The 13,431-nt window shown below is 69.1% G+C and carries 3 protein-coding genes and 2 pseudogenes; 2 read left to right on the forward strand and 3 right to left on the reverse strand.

Going from position 1 to position 13,431, the window contains the following annotated elements:
* Positions 1–150: 150 nt before the first annotated feature.
* Together QFZ58_RS22175 and QFZ58_RS22180 are read left to right on the forward strand one after the other, a co-directional pair.
* The gene (locus QFZ58_RS22175; RefSeq protein ID WP_307126655.1) at positions 151–10,776 is read left to right on the forward strand and encodes a LamG-like jellyroll fold domain-containing protein; all 10,626 of its coding nucleotides are present in this window, start codon (positions 151–153) and stop codon (positions 10,774–10,776) included.
* A complete protein-coding gene (locus tag QFZ58_RS22180; protein WP_307126656.1) occupies positions 10,776–11,036 on the forward strand; it encodes a hypothetical protein in 261 nt (86 codons plus the stop codon). The genes QFZ58_RS22175 and QFZ58_RS22180 overlap by 1 nt, the downstream gene beginning before the upstream one ends.
* A gap of 137 nt (positions 11,037–11,173) precedes the next feature.
* Here QFZ58_RS22180 and QFZ58_RS22185 read toward each other — a convergent pair.
* From QFZ58_RS22185 to QFZ58_RS22195, 3 genes and pseudogenes are all read right to left on the reverse strand, one after another.
* Positions 11,174–11,716, reverse strand: a pseudogene (locus QFZ58_RS22185) (site-specific integrase); the annotation flags it as partial.
* A 427-nt stretch (positions 11,717–12,143) separates the two neighbouring features.
* Entirely contained in the window at positions 12,144–13,085 is a 942-nt protein-coding gene (locus QFZ58_RS22190; protein ID WP_307128952.1) for a transcriptional regulator, read from the reverse strand.
* A 57-nt stretch (positions 13,086–13,142) separates the two neighbouring features.
* Positions 13,143–13,346: pseudogene (locus QFZ58_RS22195) on the reverse strand (helix-turn-helix domain-containing protein); the annotation flags it as partial.
* Positions 13,347–13,431: the final 85 nt, after the last annotated feature.

The raw sequence follows: 13,431 nt of genomic DNA on the forward strand, positions 1-13,431 counted from the left end.
TCTCGCGAGGCTATTTACAGACTTCGTGAAGAGAAAGCAGCCCTGATGCCTGCTCGATGGCATAGACCATCACAGTTCTTCCCACCCGGTCCCATCGGGCGACGCAGGGCACGAGGTACGGCACTCGCCGTACTCGTGTCGTTCGCCTGCATGCTGACGACCGAGACGGCTTCGGCCGCGGGTGAGAGCCTCCCGGCACTGTCGATGCCCCGGATGTCCCTCTCCGGCCTGTGGGAATGGGCGGAATCCTCCCCCCTGCACACACCCGGCCAGGAGAGCGGTACCGCGCGCGGCAAGAGCCACAGCGCCCCCACCTCGCAGACCCGCAGCGACCTCGGCGTGGGCCACCGCCCCGGAAAGGGCAAGGGCGAACTCGACGCGTACGAGCGCTACGACGACCGCGCGGACAAGGCGGTCTCCGACCCCGCCGCGGGCAACGCCAAGAGCTTCGACGCGAAAACCAGCAAGCGGAACGCGAAGAAGTCCACGGCGACATCGGACTACTACGTCAACGCGGACGGCTCCACCACGGTCCGCCACTACGCGAGCCGGTCCAACTTCAAGGCGGCCGACGGCACCTGGAAGCCGATCGACACGGACCTGACCCGGGACGAGGACGGCAGGCTCCAGCAGAGCGCCAACTCGCTCGACGTCGAGTTCGCCCCCGACGCCGCCGACCAGCAGCTCGCCTCCGTCGACTTCGGCGCGGGCCGCAGCCTCGCGTACGCGCTCCGCGGCGCGAACAAGGCCACCCCGACGGTCGACGAGGACAACACGGCGACGTACGCCGACGTCCTGCCGGAAACCGACCTGCTGCTCTCGCCGCTGACCGAGGGGTTCAAGGAGCGCCTGGTCCTGCGTTCGGCCGACGCGCCGAACTCCTGGCTGTTCCCCCTGGACGTCAAGGGCCTCACCCCGCGCGTCACCGACACCGGTGACGTGGAGTTCACCGACGCGGACGGGGAGGTGACCGCCACCATCCCGCACGCCTTCATGGAGGACTCCGAGGTCGACCCGCGCTCCGGGGACGCCACCCTGTCCCGGGCCCTCACCTACGAGCTGACCACCGCCGACGGGAGGCCCGCACTGCGGCTGACCGCCGACCGGGGCTGGCTCGACGACCCGGCCCGGGTCTACCCCGTCACCGTGGACCCGACCGTGGCCGCGAGCAACTCGACGTACACGCAGAACACCATCGGCGGCGACCACTCCACCGAGAACCAGATCAAGGTCGGCAGCTACGACTCCGGCACCAACAAGGCGAACTCCTTCCTGCAGTTCTCCTCGCTGGGCACCACGCTCAAGGGCCAGCGGGTCAGCGCCGCCACCCTCAACGTGTACGCGATCTGGTCCGCGACCTGTACCCCCGAGCCGTTCTCGGTGAGCCCGGTCACGACGTCCTGGACCCCGTCCGGCGTCACCTCCTACCCCGGCCCGGCCTACGGCGCCGCGATCGGAAGCGCCACCGCTGCCCCCGGGGATTCCTGCAGCAACAACGCGGGCGGCACGAACGACCTGAACGTCGGCGTCAAGATGCCGGTGAGCCTGTCCAAGAGCTGGTTCGACGCCGTCGCCACCGGCAGCCCGAACTACGGCCTGGCGCTGACGGCCCCGACCGGTGACGGGCTGCACTGGAAGAAGTTCCACTCGGACAACAGCGCCAAGGCGGCGTTCCGCCCGGCCCTGGACCTGACGTACACGGCCAACACGAAGCCGCAGATCAACGCCCAGTACCCCCCGGAGAACCACCAGTCCAACACCCTCCAGCCGGAACTGCTGGTCTACGCGAGCGACGCCGACAAGTGGCCGATGACGGCACTGACGTACGCCTTCGAGGTCTACGACGCGGACAGCGACAGCACGACACCCGTCGCCACCTCCGGGGTGCAGGACAAGAGCAGCTGGAAGATACCCGCCGGCAAGCTCAAGTGGAGCAAGAACTACGCCTGGTACGTGAGCGTCACCGACGGATACGACTCGGTGATGTACTCGGCGAGCCGGTTCGCCACCGCCGTACCCCAGCCGCCGGTCACCTCGGGCCTCGCCCAGAACACCGACGGCCACGAGTTCGACCCGAGCGACGGCAACTACACCACCGAGGACACCGACGCCGAGATCGAGGTCGTCGGCCCCTCGCTGTCCGTGGAGCGCTCGTACAACAGCCTCGACCCCCGCACCGACGGGGCCTTCGGCGCAGGCTGGGCGACGGTCACCGACATGAAGGCCGTCGAGGTCAAGGACGGCTCCGGCGCGCTCACCAGCGTGGTGGTCACCTACCCGGGCGGCGAGCAGGTCGGCTTCGGCCGCAACGCCGACGGCACCTTCGTCCCGCCGATGGGCCGCTACGCCAGGCTGGCACCGGCCGCGTCGGGCGGCGGTTACACGCTGACCGACAAGGACTTCACGGTCTACAGCTTCCAGCAGGCGGTGACGGGCCGGGCCGGCACGTACGCGATCTCCGCGATCAAGGACTACGCGAACCGCGCCGAGACCTTCACCTACACCAGCGGCAAGCTCAGCAAGGTCACCAACACCACGTCCAACCGGTCGCTGGCCTTCGCCTGGCAGACGCCGGCCGGTGCCACCGCCCCGCACGTGGCGACCGTGACCACCGACGCCGCCACGGCGGGGGACGCGAGCACCGCCCAGGTCTGGCAGTACGGCTACAGCGGTGACCAGCTCACCAAGGTCTGCCCGCCCGCCGACGCCACCAAGTGCACGGTCTACGGCTACACGACGGGCAACCACTACCGCACCACCGTCCTGGACGCCGACCCGTTCGCGTACTGGCGGCTCGGAGAGACCGGCGGCACGGTCGCGACAGACACGATCGACCTGAACCAGGGCAGGTTCAACGGCCTGTACCGCAACGTGACCCTCGGCGGAGCGGGCCCGCTGGCCGGCTCCACGCAGAAGGCCGCCACCTTCAACGGCACCACGTCGTACGTCGAGATCCCGAGCGCCCCCGGCGCGACGCCCTCGTACACGACGGTCTCGCTGTGGTTCAGGACCACCCAGGCGGGCGGCGTCCTCTTCTACTACGGTGACAAGCCGCTCAGTGGCACCGACCCCGTCGGCACCACGAAGAAGAACACTCCGGCGGTGTACGTCGGCACGGACGGCAAGCTCCGCGGCTGCCTCGCCATGTCACCGGGGTGCATGACCACGACCGCCTCCACGGCCACCGTCACGGACGGCAAGTGGCACAACGTGGCCCTCACCGGCGCTGCCACCAGCCAGACGCTCTACCTCGACGGCGCCAAGCAGGGCAGTCTCGCCGGCACCATCAACGACTGGGAGCAGCCCTACATCTCCTTCGGCGCCGGGGTGAACACCGACGGCTGGCCCGCCATGAACGCCTCCGACCCGCTGGGGCACTTCGCGGGACAGCTCGCCGAGGTCGCCGTCTACACCGAGGCGCTCGACCCGTCGGTCATCACCGCGCAGTACCAGGCGGCCACCCGGTCCGCGGGACTGCTCAACAGGATCACCACGCCGAACGGCAAGACGCAGTCCGCCGTCACCTACGGCACCACCGACGACCTGGTCCTCCAGGCCACCGACGGCGACGGCGGCACCTGGAAGCTGAACCCGGCCACGGTCACCGGCTCCTCCCAGGTCTACCGCTCCGCGGTGATGGGGTCCGCCCCCGCCGGGTACTGGCGCATGGACGACACCCAGGGCGCCGCGCAGGCCGCCAACGAGGTGCACACCGGATTCGGTACGTACAGCAACGTCACCCAGGGCGTGGCCGGGCCGTTCGGCACCGGTGACGTCACGGCGGCGCAGTTCAACGGCACCAGCTCGTACGCGGAGGTCCCGTACGCACCGTGGCACGGCAAGGGTGACCGCTCCGTCGAGCTGTGGTTCAAGACGGCGAAGCCCGGTGTGCTGGTCGCCGACCAGTCCAAGGCGGTGAACGACGCGGCCGGTGCGAGCGGGCCGATCAACCCCGTCCTGTACGTCGCGGCCGACGGCAAACTCCGCGGCCACTGGTACAGCGCCGCCGGTTCGGCCGCCACGGACTTCGGCTCCAAGGCCACGGTGAACGACAACGCCTGGCATCACGCGGTGCTCTCCGCCGGCGGCACCACCCAGACGCTCTACGTGGACGGTGTCAAGCAGGCCGACTTCACCGGGGCACCCAACGACCAGACCAACTCCCGCACCTTCATCGGTGCCGGCTTCGCCAAGGGCTGGATCAGCGCGCCCGCCGACGTCAGCTACTTCACCGGCTCCATCGCCGAGGTCGCCGTGCACGCGGGCGGACTCACCGAGGAGCAGGTCGAGCAGCACTGGTCGGCGTACAAGGCCTCCGCGGGCGTCGCCCCGGTACGGACGGTGAAGCTCACCGACCCCACCGGCAAGACGCTGACGTACGTGTACGACGCGGAGATGGGCAACCGCCTGCTGACCGCGATCGACACCAACGGCAAGCGGAGCACGTACGGCTACGACACGGCGGGCTTCCTGCACACCGTGACCGACGCCAACGGCAACCGGTCGGTCACCGGACACGACATCCGCGGCAACACGGTCTCCCAGACCATGTGCCAGGACACCGCGGCGGGCAAGTGCGCCACCGACTACTACACCTACTACCCGGACTCGACCACGGCGTTCCCGCCGATGGACCCGCGCAACGACCTGGTGCTCACCGAGCGCGACGGCCGTTCCTCGGGACCGACGGACAACACCTACCTGACCAGCTACGCGTACGACACGGCGGGCAACCTCACCTCGGTGACGACGCCGCCGGTGCCGGGCCACCCCGCCGGGCGGACCGCCACCACCACGTACACGACCGCCACCACCCCGGCGGCGGAGGGAGGCACCGCCAAGGCGCCGGCCGGCCTGGTCGCCGAGGTGGTCACACCGGGCGGCCGGAGGACCACGTACTCCTACTTCGCCAACGGTGACATCGCCGAGGTGACCGACGCCAACGGCGCCGAGGAGCGGAGCACCTACGACGCCCTGGGCCGTCAGCTCACCAGGACCGAGGTCACCGACGCCCAGCCGGACGGCCTCACCACGACGCTGACGTACGACAAGGACGACCAGGTCCTCACCGAGACCGATCCGCCGGTCACCAACCGGGTGACGGGCGCCGTCCACACCGGGCGGACCAGCACGGTGTACGACGCCGACGGCAACGTCTCCTCGCAGACGGTCGCCGACCTCACCGGCGGCGACGCGTCCCGCACCACGACGATCACGTACGACGCGTACAACCGCATGGCCTCCCGGACCGACCCGGGCGGCGACACCACGGCGTTCGAGTACGACGTGTACGGGAACAAGGTCAAGGAGACCGACCCGGCGGGCAACGTCAACACGTACACCTTCGACGGCGAGGGCAGGCCCCTCACCACCAACCTGCTCGGCTACACGGGCGACCCGGCCGACCCGTCGCCGCCCACCACGCTCGTGCAGGAGTCGCGGGCCTACGACCCGGCGGGCCGGCTCGCCTCGATCACCGACGCGATGGGCCACGTCACCGCGTACACGTACACCGACGACGGCCTCGCCGCCACGGTGGTGCGCAAGGACCCGGCCAACGGCCTCTCCTTCACCGAGGAGGCCAACACCTACGACGCGGCCGGCAACCTGATCCGGCAGGTCACCAACGACGGCCGGACCATCTCCGCCTTCACGGTGGACGCGGCCGACCGCACCACGTCGTCGATCCTGGACCCGGCCGGGCTCGCCCGGACCACCAAGGTCAGTTACGACCCCGACGACAACGTCGTCTCGGAGACCGACCTCGACCCGGCCAACGGCCGCACCAGCACCGAGGACACGCTCTACGACAACCTGGGCAACGTCACCGGGGCCACGCTCCACGACGGCACCACCGCCCCGGTGGGCCGCTGGAAGCTGGCCGAGGCCGCCGGCCTGACGGCCGCGGACTCCTCGGGCGGGAACCGTACGGCCACCCTCGGCAGCGCGGTCACCCGCTCCACCGAGCACGGCGGCGCCGCCGTCTTCAACGGCACGGCGAACGCCTACGGACAGACGAAGGGCGCGGCGGTCAACACCGGTGGGTCTTTCACCGTTTCCACCTGGGTCAAGCTGAACTCCACCGCCGCCAACAGCACCTTCCTCGCGCAGGACGGCGAGACCGGCAGCGGCTTCCAGTTGTACTACTCCACGGGGGCCGGCTGGACGTTCAACCGGCACGCCAACGACAGGCCGGGCACCGCCATCGTGCGCGCCAGTTCCGGCACCGCCGCGGTGACCACCGGCACCTGGACGCATCTGACGGGCGTCTACGACAAGGACGCCGGCCAGATCAGGCTGTACGTCAATGGCGTCCAGGCAGGCACATCGACCGCCTTCACCACCCCCTGGGACGCCACCGGGCCCCTCCAGATCGGGCGCAGGCTCGCCGAGGGCGCGTACGGGGAGAACGCCAACGCCTCGCTCAGCGACATCCAGGTCTACGGCGAAGCGCTGACCGCGTCGCAGGTGACCGCGCTGAAGGGCGGCACCCTCCCCGCGGCCGGCAGCTCGGTCCGCACCACCAGCTGGGCGCTGGACCAGCGCGGCCTGCCGCTGTCGATGACCGACGAGAACGGAGCCACGACCGACTACGGCTACGACGAGGCCGGTCAGCAGACCAGCGTCACCGAGCCGGCCGTCAGCAGCGAGACCGGGGGCACCGCGGCGGTGACCGTCCGGCCGGTGTCGATGACCGGTTACAACACGTTCGGGGAGGACACCGAGTCCTCCGATCCGCTCGGCAACGTGGTGACGACGGCGTACGACGCCGAGGGCCAGGAGTCCTCGACGACGATGCCCGGCTACACCCCGCCGGGGGCCTCGGCCCCGATCACGGCCATGACCTGGAACGAGTACAACAAGCTCGGTCAGGTCACCGCCGAGGTCGACCCGCTGGGCAAGCGCACCGAGTACACCTACACCCAGCTCGGTGACCTGGCCTCGGTCCGGGAGCCCGGCGGCGCCACGACGCGCTACACGTACACCACCAACGGCGACCAGCTGTCGGCCGTACGGCCCGGCGGCGCCCGCCAGGAGACCACCTGGGACTACCTCGGCCGCCCGGTCACGGACACGGACATCGTGCGCCAGCCGACCGAGCGGGCGTACACCTCGATCAACGAGTACGACGCTCCGGGAGGTGAACTCTCCCGGACGGTCAGCCCGACCGGGGTGAGCGAGTCCTACAAGTACAACGCCCTCGGTGAGACGACGGAGGTGACCGACGCCGCGGGCGCCACCAGCCGCTTCACGTACGACATGGACGGCCGGCCGCTCACGTCGGTGGACGCCGACGGAACCAGCACGGCCAACACCTACGACGGCTACGGCCAGCTGGTCGCCACGAAGGACCTGGACGAGACGGGCAAGGTGCTGCGTACCAGCAGCTCCACCTACGACCGTGCGGGCAACCCGACGTCGGTGACCGACTACCGGGGCCACACCGTCACGCTCACCAACGACGCGACGGGGCTGATCACCAAGGCGGTCCAGCCGGTCTCGGAGACCGAGTCGATCACCACGACCTTCGGCTACGACGCGGCGGGCAACCGCACGCGCTTCACCGACGGCCGCGGCAACTCCTTCCTCACCACGTACAACGCGTGGGGCATGGCGGAGAAGGAGATCGAACCCTCCACCCCGGCGCACCCCGACCTCGCGGACCGCACGTTCACGATGGTCTACGACGCCGCGGGCCGTCCCCAGGAGCAGCGCTCCCCGGGCGGTGTCGTCGTCAGCAACGAGTACGACGACCGGAGCCGGCTGGTCCGCCAGCACGGCACGGGCGCGGAGGCGGAGACCACCGACCACACCTACACCTACGACGAGGACGACCAGGTCACCTCGGTGGCGGGCGTGGGCGAGGAGAAGAACACCTTCTCCTACGACGACCGCGGTCTGCTCCTGAGCGCCGAAGGCCCGTCCGGCACCTCCTCGTTCGCCTACGACGGCAACGGGGCGATGACCTCCCGCAAGGACGCGTCGGGCACGTCGACCTTCGGGTACGACACGGCGGGCCGGCTGGACACGGCCGTCGACGCGGCGACCGGCACCTCGATGACGTACGGCTACGACGTCGAGTCCAACGTCACCTCGATCGACTACGGCCAGGGCAAGGGGAAGCGAACCTTCTCGTACGACTCCCTGGGGCAGCTCACCACCGACGAGCTGACCTCGCCGACCGGCAAGACGCTGGCGTCCTTCACCTACGGCTACGACCTCAACGGCAACGAGACGTCGAAGACGACGACCGGTGTCGCGGGGGCGGGCACGAACACGTACACCTACGACTGGGCGAACCGCCTGTCGTCCTGGAACAACGGGACGACGACCGAGCAGTACGGCTACGACGCGTCCGGCAACCGGACCCGCGTGGGCGGTGACACCTACACGTACGACGCCCGCAACCGCCTCACCTCGGACGGGCAGAGCACATACACGTACACCGCGCGCGGCACGATGCGCACGGTCACCGACGAGGGAGGTGTACAGACCTCGGTGAAGGCGGACGCCTTCAACCGGGTGATCAACGAGGGCGACCGGACGTACACGTACGACGGCCTGGACCGGACGCTCAAGGCGACCGACACCCAGGGCGGCTCGATGTACGACTTCGCGTACAGCGGAGCCGGCAACGACGTGGCGTCCGACGGCTCCACGACGTACAGCCACAACGTCGACGGTTCGCTGCTCGGCATCAAGTCGGCGGCCGGCTCGGTGCTCGCGCTGACCGACGTCCACGACGACGTGGTGGGCCAGTTCACCGCGGCCGGCGAGGCACTGGCCGGCTCGTCGACGTACTCCCCGTTCGGCAAGGTCGAGCAGTCGCAGGGCATGGTCGGCCACCTCGGCTACCAGTCCGGATGGACGGACCCGGAGACCGCCAAGGTCAACATGGCGGCGCGCTGGTACTCACCGCAGACCGGCCAGTTCAACAGCCGGGACACGGTGGGCATGAACCCACTGCCGACCTCGGTGTCCGCGAACCGGTACGCCTACGCGGACCAGAACCCGATGACGGCCACCGACCCGACCGGCCACTGGCCGAGCTTCGTCGACAAGGCCATCAAGAAGGTAAAGAAGAAGGTCAAGAAGACCGTCAAGTCGGCCTGGAAGAAGACCAAGAAGGCCGTCAAGAAGGTCGCCAAGACGGTCAAGCACGCCGCCAAGAAGATCAAGAAGGCGGTCAAGAAGGTCGTCCGCAGGGCCACGCGGGTTGTGCGCAAGGCCGTGCACTATGTGGCCGACAGCGTCAAGAAGGTCAAGAGATACGTCAAGCGCACGTATAAACGCGTCAAGAAATACGTCCACAAGGTCGTCAAACAGGTCAAGAAGACGGTCCGCAAGGTCGCGAAGGCCGTCACACACGTGGCGAAGAAGGTGGTGAAGGCCGCCAAGAAGGTCGGCAGAGCCGTCAAGAAGGCGGCGAAGGCGACAGCCAACTTCGTCAAGCAGCACGCCTCGACGATCGTCTCGGTGGCAGTCGGTGTAGCGGTCTTCGCGGGTTGCACGGGCGCGACATTCGGTGGGGGCGTTGTCGCCTGCGGGATGCTCGCGGGCGCTGCCGCCAACGCGGTCGGCTACGCGATGAGCGACGGCCCGAAGACCCTGGCCGGCTTCGCGACCGCGGTCGGCGTGGGAGCCCTGACCGGCGCCCTCGGCGGCGCGGCCGGCGGCGCTGCCTCCGGAGCGGTGGGCCGCCTGCTCGCCGGTGCCGGCGGCAAGGCGCTGAACGGCGCGGCGATGGGCGCGGCGGGCGGCGGCGCGGAAGGCGCGGTCGGCTACGGCATCTCCTGCGTGACCAGCGAGGAAGGCTGCAGCGTCAGCGGCGCGGCGAAGGCCACGGCGGTGGGCGCGGCGAGCGGTGGTGTGTTCGGCGCGGCAGCGAGCAAGTTCGGCCGCAAGTCGACGTCGAAGCCGGAACCGGACGGACAGCCGTCCTCTCCGGGGGGCGCTTGCCGAGTCGGCGTCCCGCACAGCTTCACCGGTCTGACCGGGGTCCTGCTGGCGAACGCCACGACCAAGCCGATCTCGCAGGTGAAGGTCGGGGACTACGTCCTGACGGCCGAGCCGGGCAAGAAGAAGAAGGAAAAGCACAAGGTCAAGGCGGTCATCGTCACGAAGACGGACCGTGACTACGTCGACGTCGTCATCGACACCAAGTCCGGCCCGAAGACGATCCAGACCACCAAGCACCACCAGTTCTACGAGTCCACGAAGGACGCCTGGACCCAGGCCGCCGACCTCAAGGCCGGCCAGAAACTCCAGAACGCCTCCGGCGGACCCGCGGTGGTGATCGACGTCAAGGCGTACACGGCGCAGCGCGTCACGTACGACCTGAGCATCGAAGGCCTGCACACGTACTATGTGCTCGCTGGTGAGACGCCGGTACTCGTTCACAACTGCGATGGCGGCGTCGATTGGGTCAACGAGAACGCAAATATGAGTTCCGCAGCGCGGGCTTATGATGCTGGGGCGGCGGGTTCCAGGGCTGGCGTGGCCCCGGCGTTGCAGTACTACAAGGCTGGCGGGAATCGCTTGTCTCAGATCAAATTCGATGGTTTTGATGCGGCCAACGGCGTGATGATCGACCGAAAGGTGAGCGTCACAACCTTCAACAAGACATACCGACAAGCCACGAATCAATCTCTGGCGCTTGAGCAGAACGGTTACAGCGGCCGGTGGGAAGTCCCCACTGCGGCTGAGGCCGCGCGGGCTCGGAAAGTCCTCGGCGGCCTCTTGATCACCAACATTCGAGTGAGGGTCGTGCCCTGATGGATGTCAACAAGGTCCTGGTTCGCGCATTCGTAAGCGTCGTCGTCTCGATCGACTTGACGGACGATGAAGATATTGATCCGGATATCGCGACGGATATTCTCGAACCTGCTGCCGCCCTGTTTCGTGATCTCTCGGAAGAGGGGCGTCGGGAAGTTACTTCCCTGGTTCTTGAGTGCGCCGAACTGGAAGAGAACCCGGAGCGCAGGAGGGTAATTCTGGGGCTTCCGGAAGCCATTGGTCTTCTCGATGAAGACTGATCAGCGGTAAGTGAGGCGTGACCTCTTCGCTCGATCCCGCAACCGTCGCACTGGTTATCGGTAGCGAAATTGAAGCCCCGTCAGGCGAGTCCTGGCGGGGCTTCTGCGTGGGGTGACGGCAGTAGTTGACGGCAACGTCAGCGGACGAGCGCGGCGCAGGGCGGCGGTTCGTCGCCGTCGGCGTTGCCTGTCCCGGTGTTCGTCGGGCCGTCGAGCGCGCTGCAGAGGGCGTCGATAGCGTCTTGCTGGAGGCGGAGCCTCACGTGGGCATAGACGGTGGCGGTGACGCCGATGTGGGCGTGGCCGAGGAGTTCCTTGATCACGACGAGTTCGACGCCCTGCTCCAGAAGCAGGGTCGCGGTCGAATGGCGAAGGTCGTGGAAGCGGATGCGACGGAGGCCGGCCTTGCGGAGGAGCGTGGTGAAGGAACGGGTGAGGTTGGTCGGGTCGATCGGCCTGCCCTGTGGCGTGGTGAACACGTACCCGTTGTGCTGCCACTCAGTTCCTGCCGCGTGCCCTTCGCGCTGCTGCTGCTCGTGTTGGTGCTTCAGCGAGTGGAGGCAGCGGGTGGGGAGGGCGATGCGGCGTTCGGAGGCCCGGGTCTTGGTGGGCAACGTGGTGAGTCCGCCGGTGCTGGTGCGCTGCAATGTGCGGCGGACGGCAGCGGTGCCCCGATCAAGGCGGTCCGCTGGCGCGGCCCGCGCGCGCCCGGCACCTCGGGGCCGCCGCCCGCTCCTGTCTCCGCCCCGCTCGCCGACGACCCCGCCGGTCCGGGCGCGCAACAGCCCACCCAGTAAAGCCTTTCCAGGGGCTCCGCCCCAGACCCGGGCCCTCCCTCCGAGGGGCAAGGGGGCGCGTGTCGGGTGCGGCTTCGTCGTGGTGTGGGGTTCGTGGTCGCGGGAGGGGGTCCCTCGCCGCCCGGTCACCGGAGGCGTACCAGGAACCCCCGGGGGCCGCCAAGGCCGAGCGCACGCGTCACGAAGTGGGCCTTGGCGGCCCCCGGCGAACCCTGGCATGGCAAAGCTGCCCGACCGACGAGGGACCCCCTCCCGCTCAGGCCGCGATCGTGCCGGAGGCCGGCCGACGGGTGGTCTTCTCCGAGGGCGGTCAGGACGCCAGCAGGTCGGCGACTTCGGGCACCTCTCGAAAAGCCCGCAGGCGGTCCAGCACGATCCGTGTGCGCTCTGCTGTTCGTTCGCTGCCGCTCTGCCCGAGTGCGAGCATGCGGCTCGCTGTCCCGGCTGCTGCCTCGGGCTCGTTGGCGTCGGCGTAGGCCACAGCCAGCCACGAAAGGTACAGCGCCAACTCCCTTGAGTGACTGGCGTCGTAGCGGCCGAGTACGTCCGTCAGCAGAGGTACGGCGCGCAGGGGCCGCCGCAGCTCGGTATAGACGCGGGCCTCCATGACCTGCAACTCCCCGGCGTCCATCCAGTACAGGTACGACGGCGATTCGGTGCCAGCCGAGTCCTCGGCCAGGGCCTCGGCCGCTTCTCCCAGGGCGGTCATCGCCGGGCGGTCCTGCCCGGCCCGGGTATGCGCCCAGGCCACACGGTCCAGGTACAGCGCGCGAGCCTTCGGCGGGGCGTTCGAACCGGCGCCCTCCAGCGCGGCGCGGGCCAGTCCTACCGCGTCCGCAGTGTGCCCGGTGTTGCTCCACTGGTAGGCCAGCGAGCCTGCCACGTTTCCGGACAGCACTCCGTCCCCGGCGGCCTGCGCGGCGCTCATACCGAGTCGGTAGATGCGTTCCGCCTCGGTATGCTCCCCGGCGTCGGAGGCGACCCATCCGGCGATCTGCGCCAACTCGCCGATGGCCCGCAGAAGGTCGCGTCCCACTTCGTCGGTGTGCACACCCTCGCGGTGCAGCCTCACCGCCGCTCGCAGCTCGCGCAGGGCGGGGCCGATCAGGTCCTTGCCGTACACCACGTCGTCGGCCAACCGTAGGCCGTGAACCCGCTGGGCCAGGTCGGCCACCTGCCCGGAGCCGATCCGGCGGCCCGTACGGGCACTGAGCGGGGACAGCGGGTCGCCCGCGGGCAGGAAGTCGGCCACGGACAATACACGCGGCGCGGACTCGACAGGCCGAACGGCCTTCGCCGCTTCCAGCATCTCGCGGGGAACCTCCAGCACCCGCGCGAGGAAGGGCAGCCACTCACGAGGGGACCGAGTCCCGATCTCCCAGCGGGAAACATCGTTTCGCGTCAGAGGGACGCGCCCGGGAGCAGCCTCAGCCAGCGCCTCGGCGAGCCGCCGCTGACTCCAACCACGCGCCAGACGCAGCCGCCTGACCAGTTCCCCGACCGTCTCCCGCACCAGGCCAGCTTGGCAGACAGCAAGGCAGACACGCTGGCTACTCCGCAAGATTCACGCCAGCGAGATCCTGATCAATAGCCCGAGC

Origin of the sequence: Streptomyces sp. B1I3, assembly GCF_030816615.1 — a bacterium.
GTDB lineage: Bacteria > Actinomycetota > Actinomycetes > Streptomycetales > Streptomycetaceae > Streptomyces.

Excerpts from the sequence above, each read along its gene's own strand:
- QFZ58_RS22175 (WP_307126655.1), top strand. The coding sequence starts at position 151 with ATGCTGACGACCGAGACGGCTTCGGCCGCGGGTGAGAGCCTCCCGGCA.
- QFZ58_RS22180 (WP_307126656.1), top strand. The coding sequence starts at position 10,776 with ATGGATGTCAACAAGGTCCTGGTTCGCGCATTCGTAAGCGTCGTCGTC.